At 49.8% G+C, this 21928-nt stretch carries 20 protein-coding genes; 6 read left to right on the top strand and 14 right to left on the bottom strand.

Annotation, left to right across the window (positions count from 1 at the left end):
* Positions 1-5: 5 nt before the first annotated feature.
* From GMA8713_RS03505 to GMA8713_RS03445, 13 genes are read right to left on the bottom strand one after another with little or no spacing between them, the layout of a single operon-like run.
* Positions 6-581 (bottom strand): DUF3261 domain-containing protein, encoded by a 576-nt coding sequence (locus GMA8713_RS03505; RefSeq protein WP_062705737.1) that lies wholly within the window; start codon positions 579-581, stop codon positions 6-8.
* Positions 578-2884: an MMPL family transporter gene (locus GMA8713_RS03500; protein ID WP_062705735.1), complete on the bottom strand. Its 2307-nt coding sequence runs from the start codon at positions 2882-2884 to the stop codon at positions 578-580. The genes GMA8713_RS03505 and GMA8713_RS03500 overlap by 4 nt, the downstream gene beginning before the upstream one ends.
* On the bottom strand, positions 2868-3482 hold the full coding sequence (locus GMA8713_RS03495; RefSeq protein WP_062705734.1) for an outer membrane lipoprotein carrier protein LolA: 615 nt from the start codon (positions 3480-3482) through the stop codon (positions 2868-2870). Before GMA8713_RS03495 ends, GMA8713_RS03500 begins: the two co-directional genes overlap by 17 nt.
* On the bottom strand, positions 3472-3900 hold the full coding sequence (locus GMA8713_RS03490) for an acyl-CoA thioesterase (RefSeq protein WP_062705733.1): 429 nt from the start codon (positions 3898-3900) through the stop codon (positions 3472-3474). Before GMA8713_RS03490 ends, GMA8713_RS03495 begins: the two co-directional genes overlap by 11 nt.
* Positions 3900-5444, bottom strand: coding sequence for an HAL/PAL/TAL family ammonia-lyase (locus GMA8713_RS03485; protein WP_062705732.1), 1545 nt, complete (start codon positions 5442-5444; stop codon positions 3900-3902). Before GMA8713_RS03485 ends, GMA8713_RS03490 begins: the two co-directional genes overlap by 1 nt.
* The gene (locus GMA8713_RS03480; protein WP_062705731.1) at positions 5425-7104 is read right to left on the bottom strand and encodes a glycosyltransferase family 2 protein; all 1680 of its coding nucleotides are present in this window, start codon (positions 7102-7104) and stop codon (positions 5425-5427) included. The genes GMA8713_RS03485 and GMA8713_RS03480 overlap by 20 nt, the downstream gene beginning before the upstream one ends.
* Positions 7101-7451 carry an ApeI family dehydratase gene (locus tag GMA8713_RS03475; RefSeq protein ID WP_062705730.1) on the bottom strand — a complete coding sequence of 117 codons (351 nt, stop codon included), beginning with the start codon at positions 7449-7451 and terminating at the stop codon, positions 7101-7103. Before GMA8713_RS03475 ends, GMA8713_RS03480 begins: the two co-directional genes overlap by 4 nt.
* A gap of 31 nt (positions 7452-7482) precedes the next feature.
* Positions 7483-8844 (bottom strand): AMP-binding protein, encoded by a 1362-nt coding sequence (locus GMA8713_RS03470; protein WP_062705729.1) that lies wholly within the window; start codon positions 8842-8844, stop codon positions 7483-7485.
* Positions 8841-9395 (bottom strand): COG4648 family protein, encoded by a 555-nt coding sequence (locus tag GMA8713_RS03465; protein WP_062705727.1) that lies wholly within the window; start codon positions 9393-9395, stop codon positions 8841-8843. The genes GMA8713_RS03470 and GMA8713_RS03465 overlap by 4 nt, the downstream gene beginning before the upstream one ends.
* A gap of 1 nt (position 9396) precedes the next feature.
* Positions 9397-9651, bottom strand: a complete 255-nt coding sequence (locus tag GMA8713_RS03460; protein ID WP_062705724.1) for an acyl carrier protein — start codon at positions 9649-9651, stop codon at positions 9397-9399.
* 6 nt (positions 9652-9657) lie between these two features.
* Positions 9658-9915 carry a phosphopantetheine-binding protein gene (locus tag GMA8713_RS03455; RefSeq protein ID WP_062705722.1) on the bottom strand — a complete coding sequence of 86 codons (258 nt, stop codon included), beginning with the start codon at positions 9913-9915 and terminating at the stop codon, positions 9658-9660.
* Positions 9896-10714 carry a lysophospholipid acyltransferase family protein gene (locus GMA8713_RS03450; RefSeq protein ID WP_062705720.1) on the bottom strand — a complete coding sequence of 273 codons (819 nt, stop codon included), beginning with the start codon at positions 10712-10714 and terminating at the stop codon, positions 9896-9898. Before GMA8713_RS03450 ends, GMA8713_RS03455 begins: the two co-directional genes overlap by 20 nt.
* Entirely contained in the window at positions 10702-11445 is a 744-nt protein-coding gene (locus GMA8713_RS03445; RefSeq protein ID WP_084387644.1) for a beta-ketoacyl synthase chain length factor, read from the bottom strand. Before GMA8713_RS03445 ends, GMA8713_RS03450 begins: the two co-directional genes overlap by 13 nt.
* 188 nt (positions 11446-11633) lie before the next feature.
* Here GMA8713_RS03445 and GMA8713_RS03440 point away from each other — a divergent pair, with 188 nt between their 5' ends.
* The 3 genes from GMA8713_RS03440 to GMA8713_RS03430 are packed head-to-tail and all read left to right on the top strand — an operon-like array spanning position 11634 to position 14372.
* Positions 11634-11996, top strand: coding sequence for a hypothetical protein (locus tag GMA8713_RS03440; RefSeq protein ID WP_062705896.1), 363 nt, complete (start codon positions 11634-11636; stop codon positions 11994-11996).
* Positions 11997-12022: 26 nt separating this feature from the next.
* Positions 12023-13093 (top strand): methyltransferase, encoded by a 1071-nt coding sequence (locus GMA8713_RS03435; RefSeq protein ID WP_062705716.1) that lies wholly within the window; start codon positions 12023-12025, stop codon positions 13091-13093.
* 46 nt (positions 13094-13139) lie between these two features.
* Entirely contained in the window at positions 13140-14372 is a 1233-nt protein-coding gene (locus GMA8713_RS03430) for an NAD(P)/FAD-dependent oxidoreductase (protein WP_062705714.1), read from the top strand.
* Positions 14373-14435: 63 nt separating this feature from the next.
* On the opposite strand, the gene barA is transcribed toward GMA8713_RS03430, so the two are convergent.
* A complete protein-coding gene (barA, locus tag GMA8713_RS03425) occupies positions 14436-17180 on the bottom strand; it encodes a two-component sensor histidine kinase BarA (RefSeq protein WP_062705712.1) in 2745 nt (914 codons plus the stop codon).
* Between the two features lie 187 nt (positions 17181-17367).
* Between barA and rlmD the strand changes: the two genes are divergently transcribed.
* The 3 genes from rlmD (at position 17368) to mazG (ending at position 21837) form a co-directional block, all read left to right on the top strand.
* Positions 17368-18684: a 23S rRNA (uracil(1939)-C(5))-methyltransferase RlmD gene (gene rlmD, locus GMA8713_RS03420; RefSeq protein WP_062705711.1), complete on the top strand. Its 1317-nt coding sequence runs from the start codon at positions 17368-17370 to the stop codon at positions 18682-18684.
* A gap of 61 nt (positions 18685-18745) precedes the next feature.
* Positions 18746-20956: a GTP diphosphokinase gene (gene relA, locus GMA8713_RS03415; protein WP_062705709.1), complete on the top strand. Its 2211-nt coding sequence runs from the start codon at positions 18746-18748 to the stop codon at positions 20954-20956.
* Between the two features lie 62 nt (positions 20957-21018).
* The gene (gene mazG, locus GMA8713_RS03410) at positions 21019-21837 is read left to right on the top strand and encodes a nucleoside triphosphate pyrophosphohydrolase (RefSeq protein WP_062705707.1); all 819 of its coding nucleotides are present in this window, start codon (positions 21019-21021) and stop codon (positions 21835-21837) included.
* The last annotated feature ends 91 nt before the right edge of the window (positions 21838-21928 follow it).

Here is a 21928-nt window from a genome sequence, read left to right as displayed (position 1 = left end):
GTCCGTTATTCTAGGGTTTGAATCTGGATTTGGTAGTGCTGACGCACTTGCTCAAACTGGATATCGGCAGGAATTCCTCCTGCAACCTTAGGCTCATCATACTGTATTTTCGCCACAGTTTCGCCGTTCTCATCGAGCAGGATCCGGCTTGTAGCATTATCAACCAGTTGCCATCCGATCGTTGAAAGATGTGGTTGCCACGAAGTGGCCGGCCATAAGGTCAACATCAGGTTCATGAGCACCTGTTTTCCATCAGGCAACACGGCACCCAGACCTTTGAGGTTGTCGGTTTCCAGAATCTGTCCATTGTAATTGAGCGTCAGTAATCGGGTTCCCCAACTGGAGAACCCCACTAAAACGACGTCTGATTCGTTGATCTCAAGATGGACAGGAAGCACCTGAGTACTGTCACTCCACTTCGCGGTAATAAGCTGATTAACACTGATTGTGCCTTCAAACTCTGAAGGGGCCGGTAAGCTGACAAATTTATCGGGTGCAATTTCAACTTGATTGCTATCAGGCACTGTCGCGCAAGCAGAAAGCAGCAGAGAAAAAGCCAAACAGAGTACAACACGAATCATTGGGGAAGCTCCTTTTCTGGCTGTTGAATGGCCAATGGCGAGAGCAGCCAAGCGACAACAATACCTACCAATACAGTAATACCGAAACTGTGAATCGCTTCGGTTTGGCTGAGAGACAGCAAGCCGAAAGAGAGTATGGTTGTCAGGGCGGCAAGGGTATTGGCGACCAAGGCGCGATAACTGTCGTTGTGCTCGGCGAAAAACAGGGTGTAGTCGATACCAATTCCCAGCACGAGAAACAGTGCCAGCAGGTTGAATAAATTCATAGGAACTGGGCTTATAGCGCCTGCGGTCAATGCTACTCCGGCTGCGAGCAAGGGCGGGGTAAGAATGCGAACCGCACAGCGAGGGCCGAACCGCACGCAGAGCACGGCCAAAATCGCCAGGCAGGCGATGCCCATCAACATGGAAATACGCAGTCGGTACTGGCCAAACAAGCTGGAAACTTCTTCAGCTTTGTTCAGCACACTCACCTCAGGAAAAGGTGCTATCGCTTGTTTGATGGCATTCATGTCAGTTGCGTTTTGCAGCATCACAATGGCGGCATATTGCCCTTCAGCGGGCTGCAGCCACAGCGATGAGAACAGCTCACTGCTAGGAGCTTTAAGCATCTTCGCGGGGGTCAGAATATCAATGTCGCTCGGGAGTTGTGGCGGCGTCGCCAAGCCAATTTGCGCAGCGAGGTTTTCACCTTCTGACTGATAAAGAGATTGAACAAGAGCAAAGTTCTCTCGCTGCACCGATGCTGGTGGCACCAAATCGGCGGGGTTTTGATAACCGGAAAGGGCGTTTTCACGTCGAAGTTTTTCAAGTGCCGGCGCGAGAGCGTAAGCATTCTCCAGCACTTGCTGCTCGCTGCTTCCTTTGACCAGCAGCATCGGCTGGGAACTGCTGAGACCAGTCACTGACTTGATGACCGATTCCTGTTCCTGCAAGGCCGGTGGCAGAGATTGCAGTTGGCGGATGTTGTCATCGTAGTCTGCGTTAAAAAAGCCAATCAGAGCGATCAGTAAGGCAGCAACTGGCATTGCCACTCGCACCAGCGGCCGTTGCCATAACCTCAGGTAGCCCTTGCTTGAATTTGCGAGAGGCAGTGTTTGATATCTGGCTGGACGTTTTGCCAACAGCGGATACCAAAAAATCACACTCAGGTAAGCGCCAATCAGGCCTGCGGCTGAAAACAGTGCAAGTTGCTGCAACCCCGGGAAAGGGGCAACTAACATACTGAGATAAGCAATCAGCGTGGAAATCAGGCCAAAGGTGATGGGAACGAAAACGCGTTTTAATCCCTCTTCTGAATGCCAAGAAGCGCCGGACGCCAAGCGGTCTGTCAGGTAGTGGAAGGCATAATCTATCGACACGCCAATCAGGCTTGCGCCAATGACAAGGCTGAACAGGTGAATTTGTCCAAACACCAGAAGACATACGGAAAAAGCCGTCACGACGCCAGTACCAATCGACAGTAAGGTCAGGCTGACAGGTAAAAGGCTACGGTAGACCCAAAGCACTAAAAGCAAGATGCCGAGCAGTGAGCCAACGCCAATGGTGCTGATTTCAGACTTGGCACTGTCAGTCCCAAAGGCCGCATAGAACACCACGCCGGTATGAAAGATTTGAGCATCAAACTGCGCGGTAGTGGCTTTCTCTAATTGGGCGAGCTCTGCGAGCTGTTGTTGGGTTTGCATGGCATAAGCTGAGCCGGAAAGCGTGCCGCGGAGCAGAACATAAAATGTGCCTCCCTGCTCTGTGGTCAGATAACCCTCTGTGATGGAAAAACGCTGGTTTTGCTTGTTCATCGTTTGCAGGTAATCACGGAACAGCAAAAAGGGGTCACCAGAAAGTTCAGCGCCAGTCACCCCTGAAAAAGGGTTGTAAACCTGTTGGATGACCTTGGCGGTCTGGGAGGCAGGCGAGTGCTTGAGCATCTCGCGTTGTTCCTGTGTCAGCAGTTGGTATCGGTAAGGCGCATAGGTGCTGACCCAGGCTGATTGCTCTTCATCAGATAATTTGCCATTTATTTTGCTGAAAAGTGGCAGCGCTTGAAGTTCTGCTTCAAAAGCGCGGGCGGCTTTTAGGGTCTGTTGTTGAGTGTCGGCGGAGACAAGGAACAGTAACTGATCTTCCATGCTGCCAGCCACCTCATCAAAGGCTTTTTGAGCCAGAGGATCTTGCTGGTTTTCAGGGAGCAGGTTAAGGATGTTGGTGTCGAGCATCGCTGCGCCGCTTGGGTGGCGCAGTATTGCAGTGGCTGCGAGAAGAGACAGGGCAATCAGCCATAGTATGGCTTTAGTCGTTGAACGCACGGCGCTCCTCGTCAGTCAGCGCTGATGCATGTTGGATATTGCTGAAAGTCACTGTGGTTTTGTCACCACGGAGCTCCTCCATCGTCAGGGCGTCAATGTTGTGACTGCCTGATAAAGTAATTTGACTGAAGACCTTTGTCAGTGGCGCCTCGGTTGGGGTCAGAACAAGTGTCCACGCTTCAGGGCTGCCATCCAGCTCATAGCTAAATTGTTGGGTCAGCACATCTGCGTCAGCATGAAACAGACCAAGGAAAAGGTCGCTGAAGTAAAACGCCATCGGGTTATCTTTGGCATGGATGACCTGTTCTGCTTGACCCGGCATTTTCTGGCGAAGTGTTTGATCGGACAGAATCAGGGTGACGGGAAACGGCGTAGTCTGAAGCCAAAGCAGACCCTGTTTGTCACTCAAGACAAAATTGCCGTTTGATACCAAAGGCTTGCTCAACATCGCAATCTCTTTGGTTTGCTCGAAGTCACCGCTGATCACGGCCGATTTTTCCAGCGTGTTTTGCAGATCAGAAAGTCCGAACGCCCAAGTCAGGGGGCTCGATATCATCAGGCTGACGGTCAAAAGCGCAGTGACAAGCTTACGCAGCATTGAAGTATGCTTCCAGTCGGTCTGTCAGGGCTTTAGGTGAGACAAAACACATCTCCTGTTCTGCAGCAGACACTGCCACTTGAGTGGTATGCCCTTTGGTCAGGCGTTTGCCACTTTCTACGTCGTAAATGACGTAGTCAGTGCGGAGACGGTTTTCGTACTCGGTCAATGTCGCGGTGACACGGATTTCCTGATTGAACTGGATAGGTTTTACATAGCGCACAGCAGTGTCGATGATCGGCCACATGTAGCCCGAGGCACTCATGGCAAGGTAGCCGTAATCAATCTTTTCCATCATCACGCGGCGGGCTTCTTCAAAGTAGCGGAAGTAATTGCCGTGATAGATAACGCCCATCGGGTCGGCATCCTGAAAGGATGTCATGAGAACCACTTCGGCGTTAAGTGTGCGCTCAGTCATTAGTAAAGCTCCCAAGCCTGCCGCTGAATGTTATCAACGAAACGGCGAAGATCTTGCTCAAGTGGACGGTCTTCAATCACCATCTCAAACTCATCCAAGACGTGTTTTGTCATGGTGCGAAGCGCCGGACTGAAATGATTCAAATCCAGTTCGCCATGCTTACGGCGAATTTCCAGTGCTTGCGTGGCTGCCAACAGGCTGGCTGCGGTAACCTGTTCAGTCAGCTGCAACACCCGCAAACAATCACGGGATGCGATGGTACCCATACTGACCTTGTCCTGATTATGACATTCGGTCGAGCGTGAAAAGACACTCGCAGGCATGGTGTGTTTCAATGCTTCTGCCGTCCAAGCAGAGATACCGATTTGTACTGCTTTGAAGCCGTGGTTAATGGGCTTGCGAGCGCCTTCAGCACCTGTGAGGTTAAACGGCAGGCCGTTGTTGAACTTATAGTCCATCAGCTGTGCCATCTGGCGGTCAAGCAGGTCAGCAATGTTGGCAATCGCCGTTTTCAGCGAGTCCATCACCATAGCAATATGGCCGCCGTAGAAGTGACCGCCATGCAACACGCGCTCGTTGTCACCATCGATGATTGGGTTGTCGTTGGCGCTGTTGAGTTCGTTTTCGATCATCTGGCGAGCCCAAGGCAGGGTGTCCTGCAGCACGCCAATTACGTGAGGCGCGCAGCGCAGCGAGTAGCGATCTTGCAGTCGGTCGCTGTTGCGAGGTGGTTTGTCGGCCTGCAAATCGTCACGCAGCCATTTGGCAATTTGCTGCTGACCAGGGTGAGGTTTGACGGCAAACAAGGCTTCATCAAAATGGAAGTCGTTGCCATGCATCGCCAGCGAGACCATGGCGGTAATTCGGGTAGAAAGTTGCGCCAGATATTCTGCACGTTTGTAAGCGAGACAGGCCAGTGCTGTCATCACGGATGTGCCGTTCATCAGTGCCAAACCTTCTTTGGGTTTTAGCGTGATAGGTTCGATACCTAGCTCGGCAAAGACTTCTGCGGTTGGCCGAAGTTCGCCTTTGTAAATCACTTCACGCTCACCAATAAGGGCGGCAGCAACATAGGACAATGGCGTCAAATCACCGCTGGCACCGACGGAGCCTTCCTGCGGAATGCGCGGGGAGATGTCGTGATTGATTAGGGTGACCAACTGACTCAGCAGCTCCATGGTCACGCCGGATACGCCCTGTGTCAGTGAGTTGAGGCGGGTTGCCAAAACCGCACGGCTTTGCACGTGATCGAGGTTTTCGCCCAAACCACATCCATGGAAACGGGTCAGGTGCAGCGGCAGTTCATTAACGAGTGCTGGCGGGATGGCTACGGTACAAGAGTCGCCATAGCCTGTAGTCACGCCATAAATCACGCCTTCTTCTTTCAGCAGGCGTTCAAGGAATCTTGAGCCGCGGTCAATTCGCGCTGTAAATTCCTCGGAAGGGTTCAATTCGGCGCGGTTGCCATTGGCAATCGCGACAACAGATTCAATGGTGAGGGGCGCTTCCCCGAAAATGATGGTGTTATCCGTGTGACTTGTCATTGTTGCTGCTCGTTAGCTGCCAGAATTTAAAAAAGTTATACCACTGCAAAGGGGCTTTTAGGGTGTAGTGTTCTAGGCGTTTTGCGTATTGATCGACTATTTTTTTTAGCGCTTCTTCACGCATTCCGCGGGGCAGTCGAATTGGGTCGTAAAACGGTTCAAAGAGCACATTGAAGTGCGGTGTTTGGCTTTGCTCATCACGAAGGCCAAATAACAGAAGAACAGGGGCTTTCAGCACCGAAGCCAGCACGAAAGGCCCTTGCGGAAAAGGTGCCGGTTCGCCGAGAAAATCTGCCATGACCACGCGCCCTTCGCGGGTCACAGACGTCCTGTCGCCGACAATGACCACCCATTCGCCATCATCAATTTTTTGCTGAAGCAAGATGGCAGTTTCAGGGCCAAGGTTCGATACCGAAATCAGGTTAACCGAAGCATCAGCGTTCACTTCATCCATCACCGAATTGAAATGCTCTGCATGCTCGGTGAACACTAGGGCATTTATTTTTACATTAGCGTGGCGGCGGCTGAGAGCGCGACAAAGCTCGATATTTCCAAGGTGGGAGCCTATTAACACAGCGCCGCGTTTTTCCTCCATCAGATGGCGAAAGTGTTCGCCACCAGTAATGGTGAGGTTAGAAACGTCAAAGTTTCCTTTCCATGCTGCCAGTTTATCCAGCATGGTTTCGCCGAAAGAGAGAAGGTGATGGTAGCTGCTTAATGGTTTGTTACCGGTATAGCTGGCGACTCTTTGCAGGTAATCCTCGGAAGCTTCCCGTGCGGCTTTTCCTGTTAACCAGTAGTAATACATCACAGGTTTCAGCATCAGGCTGAAGGTTTTTCTACCCAACAGACTGTAAGTGGCCAGAAGCAGCTTGATGCCCAGGATGGTGCCGCGCTCTTTTCTGGTGGACCAGTGTTGGCTGTTTGTCCGTTTCATTGCCAGTAATCTGGGGATTTTGGGCAACATGGAAAAGAACAGCAGGCTGTGCATTTTGCTGATGCGAACATTGTCTTTAAACGCATCAAAGTGCGACAAACCGTCTTCGGGATAAATCACCTTGGTGTCGATATGCCGAATATCGCAGCCATCCCAGTAGAGGCGCACCATGATTTCGATATCAAAGTCCATTCGTTTGCCAGGTGAAGACGCTTCAATCACTTTGAGTGTCTGGGCAAGCGGGTAGGCTCTGAATCCACACATGGAATCTTTGATGGTGGTTGACAGCGTTTCAAGCGTCACCCAGAAGTGGGTGATATAACGTCCGTACAAACGGGACTTGGGTACGGTTTCATCGTAGATAGGCTTACCGGAAATCAGGGATGCTGGGTGTGTCCGAGATTCTTCGATTAACGCAGGTACCGCGGTGAGATCATGTTGTCCGTCAGCATCAATTTGAAGTGCATGGGTGAAGCCCAGTATTTGCGCCTGCTTCAAGCCTGCCATTACTGCGCCGCCTTTGCCCTGGTTTTCCTCAAGGCGATGAAGTGCCATATCATCCTGCTGTGAGAGCGTATCCAGCACCGTTTTGGTGGGCTCATCACTGCCGTCATCCACAATAACAATTGGCAGCTCAAATGCTTTTAGCGCATCGACCACAGCACCAATGGCGGCACCGTGGTTGTAGCAGGGGATGAGAAAGCAAGGTGAGTAGTGGCTCATTTCGCCTCGCTGAACAAAACGCGGCCGGAGGAGTGGGCTCTGTCGTTGGATTGGTAGCTGAAGTAGAGCTTTCGTTTCTCCGGATCCCACGTCAGCGTCAGGGTTACGATGGCTTCCGGCAGGATAGGGTCCTGAAACTTAATCACTTCCATGCCACCAAACTGACCAGTAAGCGGCAGATACTCTTTGGCGTAGCGCATGGCTAAATCGATCTGGGTGACGCCGGGCAGAATCGGAAACGTTGGGAAGTGGCCTTTAAAATCTTCCAGGCCGCTATCAACCCTCAGAGTGAGGATCACCCTGTTGGTTTCTGTTTCTGCGTTGAGTAATGTGGGTTTGCGTTGCATGTTTTTCCTGTAAGCGTTTGGGATGCGCTTGTTATTGGGTCCGGTTAAACAAGGTTTCAATGGCCTGTTGTTGGCGTTTGCCTTGGCTGTTTTGGGGAATGGCATCGACAAAGCGCCATTGGCGCGGGATTGCAATCGGTTCTAGCCACTCTCTGAGGCTTTTTCTAAGCATCAGTTTAAATTTTCCAGCCCCAATTTTAGCCAGCATCTTTTCACCTTCTGCAGACAATACTACTGCTGCGGCAATGATTTGTCTTTCATCCTGCTGGTGCAGAAGGCTGGCAGCATCCGTTATCCAGTCGCTTTGGCAAAGTCGCTGTTCAATTTCAGGCAGGGATACCCGCTTTTCTTCAATTTTTACTACCCGATCAGCACGCCCCTTCAGCAGGAAGGTGTGGTTGTCATAAAGCTCGCACAAATCTGCAGTCTGATACCAATGGTCAGGATCGATGTATGGGGACAGCAGTTGCAAGCAGCCCACATCATCCAATCGAGCGCGGATGCCACTGAACAGTTTCCAGGATGTGGTCTCAGTGGATTGCTGTCGAAAGCCAATTCCACCAGTTTCGGTGCTGCCATACACTTCGATGGGTAAGGCGCCGAGGCACCCAAGGCTACTTTGTGCCGCAGAGATGGGAAGAGGTCCACCGGAAGAAAATATCGCGCGATATTGGCCGGATGCCGGTTCACTCATGCGCTTCAAGAGCGCAGGACTGCTGATCAGTGCCGTGTTCTCTTCTGCTTTGGCGACGACTTGTTCAGGGTAAACCAAATCGTGGCACTGGAACGGACGTCCAGCTGAAAGCGGCCATAGCAGGCGAAACAACAAACCATAAATATGCTGGTGCGATACGGTACTTTGAATGAGGGTGCCTTCTAGCTCTGCTCCCCATTGTGTTTCAAGTTGGTTGAGCTCTTCCTGGATTTGGAACAGCGACTTTTCAATGGCTTTCGGCTCGCCACTTGAGCCTGACGTGTAGAGCGTGAGAGTCAGACTATCAAAGACTGCAAGTTTTAAATCAGATGTACTTTGCCTGTCTGATAGAGGCAGTGATACTGAGGCAATGCCGACAGGAGCTGCTACACGGCAGTCGTGCAATATGGCGTCAAAATGGATTGAAAGCTCAGTCAAAGCGCCCGTCTGTAAGTTCCCCGGCAGAATCAGAGATTTTCCTGCATGGGCACAGGCAAAAAAAGCGGTGGCAAAGAGGTAGCTATCTTCAAAGGCCAGTGCCCATTTTTGAGCTGGTGAAGTTTTCAAGACTGAGGCGAGCAGCGTCACATCATCAGTAAATGTTCCCCAGTTTTTTGTACCACCGTCACCCAGCGCGACGGACAAGTCCGTGTCGCGTTCAGACAGACAGAGAGATGATAAGGGCGTAAAACGATTCACGAAGATCGCACCTTGTTCCTGATAATAAATTCGATGCCAAAGAGAGCGCCGGCAGCGAGATAACTGAGTAAGCCGTTATATAGCGTCCAAATCTCCAGCGACATCAGGCAGGTCCACCAGGCGATTGCGCCGTTCACCAGAAAAAACAGACACCAGACTTTGGTGACGTTACGGGTGTATTTCACGCCAGAAGCCGGCAAATCAGGCTCCTGAAGACGGGCAACCTGTTCGATGATGCTCATCGGCTGAAGGAGGCTGGTGGCGAAAACGACAAACATGGTGGTGTTGACTGCGACAGGGTAATACAGAAACCAGTCGTGTTGCTTGAAGACGTAGCTGAGCGTAACCAGCAGAAATCCAATGATTCCAGTTGTTGTCGCGACATGTTTCAGCGGGCTGTTTCCCAGCACCTTGCTGGAAGTCATCCGAAGCAAGAACAGCACGCCAAGCAACAACGTAACAGGGCCAACTCCTCCGTGCGAAATCCCAGCGTAAACCGCCAAGGGATAAGCGAGCAGGAGAAGGCCTGCCAGTGCGCTGAACTTTCGCATTTTAAGCGGCTAGCAAGTCTGCAACGGCATCTACAACGTCTTGTACAGAGCGTACAGACTTAAACTCTTCCGGTTTAATTTTCTTGCCGGTGGTATTTTGCAGATGAACAACCAGATCCACAGCATCAATACTGTCGAGATCAAGCTCTTCATATAGTTTCGCTTCAGGAATAATGTCGGAAGGATCCAGCTCAAATAATTCCACCAGAGCGTCACGAACCTGTTCGAATATTTCCGCTTTATTTACTTCTGTCATTTTCTATTACGCTTTGTTAGCCGAGATAAACTGCGCTAGATTTGCCACTGAAGCAAAGTGCTCGCGAGTATTACTATCATCGGCGTCAATGACGACGTTGTAAGCTTTCTTAATGGCCAGTCCAAGCTCAAGTGCGTCAATGGAATCTAAACCTAACCCTTCCCCAAAAAGTGGTGCATCGGTATCAATATCTTCAACCGTGAGATCTTCGAGATTAAGTGCCTCAATGATCAATTGCTTAATATCATTTTGTAATTTGTCCACTGTAGCCTTCTATGTTTGTTTGCTGTTCAATTTTATTATTGTGTGGGAAAAGTTCCCTATTGAGTCGTCTATTCAGGCGACGGGCTGCCGTCGCCTCTGCAATATCTGAATCGGTAAACTCACTCGCCGCTATCTTACCCTTCACCTCAACATGAAAAAAGGGGCGAACGTCCGGAACTTGATACCACTTTTTCTCCTTAGTGAGAAAGCTTGGTGTAACAGTAATATGCACCAGCCGTATATCCGTTTGGGTGCGAACGGCAATTTGCGATGCACCACGTTGTAACGAGGATTCAACGCCTGGTGTAGTTCGGGTACCTTCCGGGAAAATGAGCAAGACATTGCCTTCACCTAAACGTTGGGCGCAGCGCTCAAGCAAGTCATCTGGACTGTTATTTGGGATGTATCCCGCCGCTTTGACGGTGCCTTTCATAAACGGGTTATGCCAGATTGAGGATTTGACCAGACAATCGCATTGAGGGAGCTGGGAGGTGATCAGCACGTAGTCGATCAAACTTGGATGGTTGGCGAGGATAATACAGTTACTGTCTTTGCGAAGAATGTCACCACCGGTGATTTTGTAGTTAATTGCACCCGTGTATTTCATGGTTAAACAAAAGATGGTGAAGGTCTTCTGAATGATACCTTGGACGCGAAGTTCTCTCTCTTTGGTGTCTCTGGCGCTGAACGTCATCATAGGGAAAATGATAAAGGTCAGAAACAGGCCACCAAGACCAAACAGGCTAAAACAAAATCCAGTTGCTGCTATCCGCCACCCTTTGCTGATTAGTCCGAACATTCGAAATCTCCTATCTGCCAGGACCATAATTGGCGACCGCTTTGTAGGGAAAATTGAGTGTTCAGGCGCAGCCACTGACAATAAAAATCCAGTGCCTGCGGAAGAGCGGGGTTATCAAAGTCAGATTGAGTTGCAGACCGTTTAACTTTTATCTTATCGCCAGCCTCTAACACCAACCCTAAAGCATAAGGCGCTGTAGTGTGGGCATCAAACTTGGCATATATTTCCGGTAATGGGGCATCGAAATCAACGACCAGTACTTTTTTATCTGGGTGTTGGCTGAGGAAAATGAAGGCTTCTAATAAGGCATAATGAAACCCGTCCTTACCACCAGCCAAAGAGGTCGCTGGGATAGGCTTTTTCGTTGCGATGGTAAACAAGCCTGCGGCCGTGTTATGCACAGACTGTGAAAACGCAGTCGGAGAAGCGGATTCCCCTGACAGTATATCCAGAAGGAGCTGAATGGTTCTTTGCAGCTCGCCATGACGGCTGGAGAAAACGGCGTAAGCAATTTCTTCCTGGTCAGTCAATTCTGCGGCAACCTGCACCACCAACTTGCTTAGCGGACTCATGCGGCGTCGCATCATAGCGGGTATGGCGTTGGCAGAAGGTGTAGCTGCATCATCTGGCCACTGGCATTGGTTTTTCTGCCAAACTGTCCAGTTATCAGTATTTTCTAATCCTGGTGACAAAGCATAAAGTCTCTGGATATTAAATTGAATACTGCTCATCGGTGGTGCTATAACGTCCTTGATTATGTGGCTGATCAAGGTATTGATTGCTTGATCAGTGTTAAATACTTCACTTGGCGGGAAGTCAGAAGACGATCATATCGTAATGGCTACATCACGCAACCAAGGAATTAAAAACGAATAGGGAGTCAGTCGTGAAATTTAAAAAATATCTAGTTTTGTTGGCAATGGGTTTTGCTTTGGTGGGTTGTAATCGTGTTCAGCCGATTAAAGAAGTGGTAAATGCTCCAGTTGCTTTTAATATTCCTTCGGCATCTGTCAAACAGGCAATTCTTGAATCAGGTATTGATCGTGGTTGGATCATGACTGAAACCATCCCAGGTCTCATTCGTGGTGAACTATTTGTACGTTCGCATCGCGCTATTGTTGATATTTCTTATAGCGACAAGAGCTACTCCATTAACTATGTTGACTCCGAGAATTTAATGGAAAGTGACGGCAAAATTCACCGTAACTACAACCGCTGGATCAATAATCTTGATGTTGATATCCGTAAGAAACTAGCGATATTGGCAGCAGCTTCCCAGTGAGAAACTTTAAGCAGTAAGGTTATTAAGTGAATTCATTTCAAGCGGATCCTTATAACGCTTTGAATGCAAAAACTGAGGCGCAAAAGTTAGCTTTTGCGCCTATTGTTTTTCATGCAGCGCGAACATTGCGGGATCTCGGTGTTTTAACAGCATTGGACGATGCTGGTTCCCAAGGTTTGGATGCGGCAGCGATTGCAGGAAAAACAGGTGTATCAGAGTATGGCGTGAAGGTGCTGCTTGATATGGCCGTCAGTGCGCATATCGTGACATGGCACTCGCCAAACTATGTGCTGGCGAATGTCGGACACTTTCTGCTTTACGATGGAATGACCCGGGCAAACATGGATTTTACGGCGGACGTTTGTTACGCCGCTATAGCACATCTGACGGAGTCAATTGAGACGGGCAGCCCTGCTGGGCTTAAAGAGTTGGGGCAGTGGAGCTCTATCTATGAAGGCCTTTCGACTTTGCCAGAAAAAGCCAAAGAAAGCTGGTTCCAGTTTGATCACTTCTATTCTGATCGTTCCTTTCCGTTGCTTTTAGAGAAAGTCTTTGCTTCCAAGCCGAAAAAGCTATTCGATATCGGTGGCAATATCGGTAAATGGGCTACACAATGCTGCAATTATGACGCAGATGTGGAAGTCACCATTATCGATCTGCCCCAGCAAATTGAAATGGCGCTGGAACAGGCCAAAGTGAATGGTCTGGAAGGACGAATTAAAGGCCATCCACTCAACGCGTTGGATAACTCTCTTTCCCTGCCAGAAGGCGCTGACGTTTGGTGGATGAGTCAGTTCCTTGATTGTTTTTCCCCGATGGAAATCTTGAGTATTTTGCGCCGCGTCCGCAGGGCAATGTCGCCTGATGCAACGGTTTATATTCTGGAGCTTTTCTGGGATGCACAGAAATATGAAGCCGCTTCATACAGCTTGAATGCCACCTCGCTGTACTTTACGTGTTTGGCGAACGGAAATAGTCGCTTCTATCGTTGTGAAGAATTTTTGCAAATTGTTGAAGAGGCAGGATTTGATGTTGCTGAGCGTAGTGACAATATCGGCTTGGGGCATACCCTGTTAACATTGAAAGCCTGTCCTTAACGGCGAATGTCGTTATCGTTTTGAAAAGTTGAAAGGAGTCCATTTCTTGGAGTTGGAAACCACTCAGGTTGCAATTATCGGTGCAGGTCCTTCCGGGGCGATTGCCGCGGCGCTGCTGAATCAGAAAGGCATTGATGTACTGGTGCTTGAGAAAGCAATATTCCCACGATTTTCGATTGGCGAAAGTCTGCTGCCTGCGTGTATGGAGTCCATTCGCGCCGCTGGCATGCTGGACGCGGTCAATAATGCGGGGTTTCAGTTTAAGAATGGTGCCGCATTTAACCGCGAAGGCTGCTATATCAGTTTCGATTTTACAGATAAGTTTTCGCCGGGCATGGGAACAACCTTTCAGGTTCAGCGTGCTGCTTTCGACAAAGTACTCGCTGATGATGCAGAAAGGCAGGGCGTGACAATACGTTATCAGCACGAGATTGAAGCGGTGGATGTGAACGCTGACAAACCCTTGCTTTTTGTAAAAAACGAGCAAGGTGAACCTTATCAGCTTCAGGCCGATTTTATTCTTGATGCCAGCGGCTTCGGTCGTGTATTGCCAAGGTTACTTGAATTGGAAAGCCCATCTTGTTTGCCGCCGCGTCAGGCAATCTTTACCCATATCGTCGACAAGATTGATGATGCTGCATACGACAGGGACAAAATTCTGATCTCTGTGCATCCAGAGAACCATGATGTCTGGTACTGGCTGATCCCTTTCAGCAACGGTACCTGCTCATTCGGTATTGTCGGTGAGCCTGATTTCTTCGCCCGTTACCCCGGCGATCACATTGCGGCCATCAAGCAACTGGCAAATGAAGAGCCTTGGCTGGAGAAACTGCTGGCGAATGCGGAATATCCCAATCAGCCGGGCATGATTGGTGGGTATTCTGCGAATGTCAGCACGCTGGCTACCGACAAGTTTGCGCTGCTCGGTAATGCGGGTGAGTTTCTTGACCCGGTATTTTCTTCCGGTGTGACCATTGCGATGAAATCAGCCGAACTTGCCGTCAATTCTCTGAGTCGCCAACTATCCGGTGAAAAAGTGGATTGGCTGAACGAGTACGAGAAGCCACTTTTGCGCGGTGTCGATACTTTCCGCTGCTACGTAGAAGGTTGGTATAAGGGCACATTGCAGGATGTGATTTTCTATCCAAACCCAGACCCGAAAATCAAAGGCATGGTGTGTTCAATTCTGGCGGGTTATGCGTGGGATACAGACAACCCTTATGTGGATGAGCCAGTGAGAAGACTCGATACCTTAGCGAAAATCTGTGCCGAAACATAAGGCACTTGATAAATGGGTCAATAAGTACAGAAAAGGCGGCTCGTACCGTCTTTTTCGTCTCTGTCAGACAGTCGCATCGAGATAATGGGGAGACTGCTCCCTGATATTCTGAATCTCATCCAAGAGCTCAAATAACTCTGGTTCGATATCTTCGACTTTCGCACCTTTCTTAAGTTGGGTTTCCAATTCATGGCAAAGATTTTTGAGCCTTGGCACACCGCTATAGGCGCAGCTACCGTGTAGCTTATGGATGACAGCACTTAAATCCACTTTGCTGTTTTTTAGTGCTAGGTGTACTTTCTCTTCGACTTCATCAAAAGAGCGAACCAGCATCTGCAGCATATCTCTTGCTAAATCCTTTTTGCCTGCGGCTTGCTTCATTGCCAATGACCAGTCAATGCTGAGCTCTTCTCCCAGCTTGTTTGGTGTGATAAGTGGCGAGTTTGGCTGGGTCTCGCCACTATGAGGATGGGTCCAGTGGTGCAGCACTTGCTCGAGAATATGCTCCTCAATCGGTTTAGTCAGATAGTCATCCATCCCTTCATTAAGCAAGCGCTCACGCTCGCCCGTCATGGCATGGGCAGTCACGGCAACGACTGGCGTATTCTGGTTCAGCGGCGTTTTTCGGATTTCCTGACAAGCCGTTACACCGTCCATTTCCGGCATTTGGATATCCATCAGGATAAGGTCGAAATGTTGCTTCTGTGCGCAGTCGAGAGCGGCTTTACCATCTGAAGCGGTAAACACATTAGTCACGCGCTCTTTTAAAAGCGCAGTAATCAGTTTGAGGTTGGCCGGGTTGTCATCCACCGCCATGACCGTTAGCGGCGCTTTATCGGTATGAACTTCAACCGCTGGTGGCAGCAAAGTAAGGGATTGCTGCTCACCCTGCAATTGTTCAATAAGTTTTCTCACCGACAATGGCTTAGCTAGGCAGGCTGCCACACCGGAGGCCAGCAGCGCTTCTGACAGAGCAAGTTCTGTGGTTGGCAGACAGAAAATAACTCTGTCGCTGAACGCCTTTGCGCGTTTTGCCAGTGCTATTAACTCGTCGCTTTCAGGCACGTCGATGGCATCAACACAAATCAGCGCGGAGGAAACCCGCTCAGTGGTTTCCGGCAACTGGGCATAATCGCTCAATGTAATGTCGAAATGTTCCAAACGTTCCCTAATAAGTAGGCGGCTTTCTCGGTCAGGCTCAATCACCATCATAGTCTGACCTTGCAGTGCTTCAGTATCGATAGGATGAACCAGTGGCAGGTCTGTTTTAATTAGCGACATGGTGAACCAGAACGTTGAGCCTTGATGGAGGCGGCTGGAGAAGCCAATATCGCCGCCCATCTGCTGCACCAGTTTCTGGGTGATCACCAAGCCTAGGCCCGTACCGCCATATCGACGGCTGATACTGGCATCTGCCTGACGAAATGCCTGGAATAGTTGTGACTGCTGGCGCTCAGAAATACCGATACCGGTATCTCGGATAATAAACTGAAGCTCCAGACGTTCATCGCGTTGTTGTTTGAGTTCTACGCTGACGCTGATGTGTCCACGCTCGGTAAACTTGGTAGCATTACCAATCAGATTTGTGAGCACTTGCTGGATGCGTAGAGGGTCACCAATCACACCTGCCGGAATGCGGGGGTCAATACGAAGGTTGAGCTCAAGGCCTTTCTCATGTGCCATTGGGGCAAGCAGGCGCATGACTTCTTCCAGCGAGTCTTCAAAATCAAACGGAATATTTTCCAGAAGCAGTTTGCCTGCTTCCAGTTTAGAGAAATCCAGAATGTCGTTGATGATGGTCAGCAGGTTGTTGGCTGATTTTTCGATCGTCTGCAGATAATCCTGTTGGCTGCTGGAAAGCTGGGTTTTCAGCATCTGTCGGGTAAAGCCAATCACGCCATTCAACGGTGTTCTGAGCTCGTGCGACATGTTAGCAAGGAACTCAGATTTCACTCTCGCAGCTTCCTGTGCATTTTTCTTGGCGATGTCGAGTTCAACGTTCTGTATTTCGAGCTGTTCTAAGGTCTCACGCAAATCTGAGGTCGCCTGGTCGATACTTTGTTGCATCTCAAGGTGATATTCCGACAGCGAAATGGCCATCGCGTTGATACCATTTTTCAGGGTATCTAACTCCCCCAATAATTTGCCCTCAATCCGAACATCGAGATGCCCACGACGGATTCTGTCGATCATGCTTATCATCTGGTTGATGGGCATTTCGACATCTTGCAAAAGCCGATAGGCGAAGAAGCAAGAAAGGATCAGACCAAGAATCAACACTACACCGGCATAGATGAACTCCTGATATTGCTTGAGTTTCACTGTAGAAAGATCCATCTCCATGGTGATGTAGCCGATTGGCTGCTCTTGTACCAGTGGGTTGTTAAAACTGGCAATCGCACGGATTGGTGCACGGAGTAAGAGTGCATCTTTGAGGTGGATGACTTCCAGACGCTCAGGCAAGGGTTGCCCACGAGGTACTGCCAATAAATCAAGATTGCGATGATAATTAGAGGTCACAAATAGATCATTTTGGCTGGAAAATACCGCAATACTTCGGATGTATTCGCTGTGCTGGCGGTGCGTGTATCCAATCAGGCGCCGCACATTTTCCCGGCTTTCATTGGCAAGGCCAATTTCACTGGCAATGGCCAAGGGCTCGATAATCGCCTGTCCAGCTACCGCAAGCTGTTGCTCCAGCTCCTGATAGCGGTTTTTAATGAAATAGGCGCTCAGTAATATGCCGATGATTAGCGTCGGGGCAAGGGTTAGGGTGATTACTCTGGCGCGAAGTCCGTATTTGGTCATGCTGTCTATTCTGTGGGAGAATTGCCGTCATTTTTCAGACATACCGTGAATTATAACCTCACGCAGTAAGTCTACACCAAAGCTGATGGCGAGAATTCAGCAGGTTATCACAACTGTCTGACCGCCAATATTCGAATCTATGCGCAGACTGCCACTGCGGTTTGCTGCGAAAGCTGGAACATAAGTCATGGCGCGTTTTTTTAAGCCACAGAAGAAAAAGACCCTTGATACCAAACACAAGGCAATGACTATCGCTCGTCTCGACCACCAAGGGGATGGTGTGGCGTTTGATGGCAAAAAGCCGGTGTTTGTTGCTGGCGCATTGCCTGGCGAGGAAGTGCTGCTGCAACTGACAGAAGATAAGCGTCAATTTGCCCGTGCCCGTCTTATCAAAGTCACTAAGCCAAGCACTGAGCGCATCAAGCCATTTTGCCAGCATTACGGTACTTGCGGTGGCTGTAACCTCCAGCACCTGGGTCATCAAGCCCAAATTGATGCCAAGCAGGAAACGCTGTCCCAGTTGATGAAGAAATTTGCGTCAGCGGAGCTTGAGCAAGATGCACCGGTGATGTCTAAAGAAAAGGGTTACCGCCGCCGCGCACGTCTGAGTGTCAAAGTGAGCAAAAGTGGCGGACTTGAAATGGGATTCCGTCAACGCAGCGCCAATGACATTGTGATCGTCACAGACTGTCCGGTGCTTGATGCGAAGTTGAATGCGCTATTGCCGGATGTTTATACCTTGCTGGATGGTCTTCGTGGCCGTCGTATCATTGGTCATATTGAACTGGTGGCCTCCAATCAAGGTCGAGTGCTTCTGGTTCGAGCCATTAAGCCGTTGCACGACGATGATCAGGCAACGCTGAAAGGCTTTGCAGAACAACACGGCTTGATTTACTACCTTCAACAAGCCGATGAGGCAGTACAGCGTGTCCTCGGTGAGCAGCCCAATTACACACTTGGCGAGCTGACGCTGGCCTTTGAGCCGCAGGACTTTATTCAGGTCAATGCGGATATCAATGAAAAGATGATTGCGCAGGCGCTGGATTGGCTGTCATTAACAGAAGACGATGCGGTGCTCGATCTTTTCTGTGGCCTGGGCAACTTCAGTTTACCGCTGGCTGCGAAGGTAAAAACCGTCGTCGGTATCGAAGGTGTGGAAGAGATGGTGCAGCGCGCATCAGACAATGCGATGCGTAATCAGCAAGGCAATGCGAGTTTCTATCATGCGAATCTGGAACTGGATGCAGCTGAAACTGTCTGGGGACGTGAAAGCTACAACAAAATTTTGCTCGATCCAGCACGTGCTGGTGCTTTAGGGGTTATGCCTTATGTGGCACAATCTAGAGCTGAGCGGGTAGTGTATGTTTCCTGCAACCCGGCGACCTTGGCACGTGACAGTCAGGTGCTTTTGGAAAGCGGGTATCAATTGGTTAGGTTGGGCATGTTGGACATGTTCCCACATACAGGGCACTTGGAGTCGATGGCGCTGTTTGTCAAAGATTGAGTCGCCCACCGGGCAAGCATGATGGTTGCCCGTTTAAGGATAAGAAAAACAGGATAGTGAAATGGTCGCAATTCGTGGCGCGCACCTAAACGACAATAAAGAATTTGTGCTTGAACGCTGGGTGGAAGGTCTTGCCCAGGAGGCTGCCGTATCTCAGGCTTTAACCAAAGCCTATCACCATTGCCAGACGCTGGGCGATGAGCAAAAGCTCGCGCAGCCTCTCTGGTGTGGTCGGGAGATGATTGAAATCCTTGTCACCTTGAGTATGGACAAGGAGACTTTGTTGGCCGCGTTGCTGTTCCCCATGGTGGAATATGACGTGCTCAGCAATGAATTGCTCAAAGAGCATTACGGAAACAATATCGCCAAGCTGGTGGAAGGGGTTCAGGAAATGGCGGCGATTCGCCATCTGAACGCCAACAATGAAGAAGCGACGGCTGCGCAGGTGGATAATGTGCGCCGTATGTTGCTCTCCATGGTGGATGACTTCCGTTGTGTGGTCATCAAACTGGCAGAGCGTATTACCTACCTGCGTGAAGTGAAAAACGAGTCAGATGAAGTGCGTCAGGCTGTTGCGAAAGAGTGTGCAAACATCTACGCACCGCTTGCTAACCGCTTAGGTATCGGTCAGCTCAAGTGGGAAATTGAAGATTACGCGTTCCGCTACCAGCACTCGCTGACCTACAAACAAATTGCCAAACAGCTGGCAGAACGCCGAATTGACCGTGAGCAGTACATCGACACCTTTGTGTCTGATCTGCAAAGCGCAATGGAAAACTCCAACATCAACGCGCAGGTCTATGGCCGCCCGAAACACATCTACAGCATCTGGCGTAAGATGCAGAAAAAAGGCTTGGAATTTGATGAGCTGTTTGATGTGCGTGCTGTGCGCATCATCGCTGATCAGCTTCAGGACTGTTATGCCGCGCTGGGTGCCGTTCACACCAAGTACCGCCATCTGCCGAAAGAGTTCGATGACTACGTGGCGAACCCTAAACCAAATGGTTACCAATCGATTCACACTGTCGTATTGGGACCTGAAGGCAAAACGGTAGAAATCCAAATCCGTACCAAGCAGATGCACGATGATGCTGAGCTTGGCGTTGCGGCGCACTGGAAATACAAAGAAGGGTCTTCCGCTGGCCGGAGCGGTTACGATGAGAAGATTACCTGGCTGCGTAAACTTCTGGCTTGGCAAGAAGAGATGTCCGATTCCGGCGAAATGCTGGATGAACTTCGTAGCCAGGTATTTGATGATCGCGTCTACGCCTTTACACCGAAAGGTGATGTGGTTGACCTGCCCATCGGCGCGACACCTTTGGATTTTGCTTACCACATCCACTCTGAAGTGGGTCACCGTTGTATTGGGGCCAAAGTGGAAGGGCGTATCGTGCCGTTTACCTATCACCTTAACATGGGCGATCAGGTCGAAATCATTACCCAGAAAGAGCCTAACCCTTCCCGTGATTGGCTGAACCCAAGCCTTGGCTTTGTGACGTCAGGCCGTGCACGCGCCAAGATTAATGCTTGGTTCCGTAAACAAGCACGAGAGAAGAACGTCGAGGCAGGTAAAGAAATTCTCGATGCTGAACTCGCGAAGATTGGTGCCGCGAGCAAAGATGCCACTCTCGCCATGAAGCGATTCAATGTTAACAGCCTTGATGAAGTTTACGCGGGCGTTGGTAGCGGTGATTTGCGCATCAACCAGGTGGTGAATTACATCAACTCTGTGGTCAACAAACTGACCAAAGAACAGGAAGATGAGCAGCTTCGCGCCAAGCTGGAGCAGGCTGAAACGCAGGCCACAACCAAACGACCACGCCGAGATGCCGTTGTTGTTGAAGGTGTGGACAACCTGATGACCCACCTTGCGCGATGTTGTCAGCCAATTCCGGGTGACGAAATCGAAGGCTACGTAACGCAAGGTCGCGGTATTTCAGTGCACCGCGCAGACTGTGAGCAATTAGCTGAACTTCGCCATCATGCACCGGAGCGCCTTATCGAGACGGTGTGGGGCGGCGGTTATATCGGCAACTATCAAATCACAGTGCGCGTTTCTGCATCCGAGCGAAGTGGTTTGATTAAAGATCTCACCAATGTCTTGCTGAATGAAAAAGCGAAGGTTTCTGGCATGCAAAGCCGGGTCGACTATAAGCAGCAAATGTCCATCATGGACTTTGATTTAGAGCTAAGTGATCTTGAAGTGCTGAGTCGGGTGATCTCCCGCTTGGAGCAAGTCAAAGACGTGCATGAAGCCAAACGGCTTCGCTAACAATATTCAATTTCTATAAAAGGGAAAGCGCTGCTTTCCCTTTTCTTTTGGGCAGGTAACAGATGAAAAAAATGTCGCGAATGCAAGAATTGCTGGAAATTATGGCTACCCTCAGGGACCCGCAAAACGGCTGTGATTGGGACAAGAAGCAAACCTTCGATTCCATAATTCCTTACACCATCGAAGAAACTTTTGAAGCAGTGGATGCGATTGAACGCCAGGAATGGGCAGATGTTCGCGATGAACTGGGCGATCTGCTGTTTCAGATTGTGTTCTATAGTCAACTCGGAAAAGAGCAGGGCCTGTTTGAATTTGAAGACATTGCCGGTGCCATGTGCGACAAGCTGTTGCGTCGCCATCCTCATGTTTTTGGTGAAAAGGATGCCGATGGTAACCCGCTGGAGAAAGCGGACTGGGAAGGTATAAAAGCGCAGGAACGTGCCGCCAAAGCCAAACCAGATGCAGAGCTCAGTATTTTGGATGATGTACCAACCTCACTTCCAGCATTGGGCCGTGCAGCGAAACTGCAAAAGCGTTGCGCGCGTTTCGGCTTTGATTGGGACTCGGTAGGCCCTGTTGCCGAAAAAGTGCAGGAAGAGCTTGATGAGGTGATGGAAGAAGCCTTGATGGTAGATGTCGACCAAGAACGTGTCGATGAAGAAGTCGGCGATTTACTTTTTGCCGCGGTCAATCTTGCCCGCCACCTTGGCACTAATCCGGAAATGGCGCTTCGAAAAGCGAATATGAAATTCGAAAGTCGCTTTCGTAAAATTGAAATGAAATTACGCGATAATGGTAAAAAATTGCAGGAAAGTGAGCCAGATGAGCTCGAAAATCTCTGGCAAGAAGTAAAGCGTGACGAGGGCAACAAATTGACGTAAGTCACTCAATTGATTTGCGACAAAAAAAAACGGCATTCTGTGTGATAGTTTTCACGTTGTGGGAAGTTTCTGGCTCTGGTAATATGTCGTC

Origin of the sequence: Grimontia marina (genome assembly GCF_900060185.1) — a bacterium.
GTDB classification, from domain to species: Bacteria; Pseudomonadota; Gammaproteobacteria; order Enterobacterales; family Vibrionaceae; genus Enterovibrio; species Enterovibrio marinus.
This window is presented reverse-complemented; position numbering and strand designations above follow the sequence as displayed.

Excerpts from the sequence above, each read along its gene's own strand:
- relA (WP_062705709.1), top strand. The coding sequence starts at position 18,746 with ATGGTCGCAATTCGTGGCGCGCACCTAAACGACAATAAAGAATTTGTG.
- barA (WP_062705712.1), bottom strand. The coding sequence starts at position 17,180 with ATGACCAAATACGGACTTCGCGCCAGAGTAATCACCCTAACCCTTGCC.
- GMA8713_RS03495 (WP_062705734.1), bottom strand. The coding sequence starts at position 3,482 with ATGCTGCGTAAGCTTGTCACTGCGCTTTTGACCGTCAGCCTGATGATA.
- GMA8713_RS03445 (WP_084387644.1), bottom strand. The coding sequence starts at position 11,445 with ATGAGCAGTATTCAATTTAATATCCAGAGACTTTATGCTTTGTCACCA.
- GMA8713_RS03440 (WP_062705896.1), top strand. The coding sequence starts at position 11,634 with ATGGGTTTTGCTTTGGTGGGTTGTAATCGTGTTCAGCCGATTAAAGAA.
- mazG (WP_062705707.1), top strand. The coding sequence starts at position 21,019 with ATGAAAAAAATGTCGCGAATGCAAGAATTGCTGGAAATTATGGCTACC.
- GMA8713_RS03505 (WP_062705737.1), bottom strand. The coding sequence starts at position 581 with ATGATTCGTGTTGTACTCTGTTTGGCTTTTTCTCTGCTGCTTTCTGCT.
- GMA8713_RS03480 (WP_062705731.1), bottom strand. The coding sequence starts at position 7,104 with ATGAGCCACTACTCACCTTGCTTTCTCATCCCCTGCTACAACCACGGT.
- GMA8713_RS03460 (WP_062705724.1), bottom strand. The coding sequence starts at position 9,651 with ATGACAGAAGTAAATAAAGCGGAAATATTCGAACAGGTTCGTGACGCT.
- GMA8713_RS03465 (WP_062705727.1), bottom strand. The coding sequence starts at position 9,395 with ATGCGAAAGTTCAGCGCACTGGCAGGCCTTCTCCTGCTCGCTTATCCC.
- GMA8713_RS03485 (WP_062705732.1), bottom strand. The coding sequence starts at position 5,444 with ATGACAAGTCACACGGATAACACCATCATTTTCGGGGAAGCGCCCCTC.
- GMA8713_RS03475 (WP_062705730.1), bottom strand. The coding sequence starts at position 7,451 with ATGCAACGCAAACCCACATTACTCAACGCAGAAACAGAAACCAACAGG.
- GMA8713_RS03450 (WP_062705720.1), bottom strand. The coding sequence starts at position 10,714 with ATGTTCGGACTAATCAGCAAAGGGTGGCGGATAGCAGCAACTGGATTT.
- GMA8713_RS03490 (WP_062705733.1), bottom strand. The coding sequence starts at position 3,900 with ATGACTGAGCGCACACTTAACGCCGAAGTGGTTCTCATGACATCCTTT.
- rlmD (WP_062705711.1), top strand. The coding sequence starts at position 17,368 with ATGGCGCGTTTTTTTAAGCCACAGAAGAAAAAGACCCTTGATACCAAA.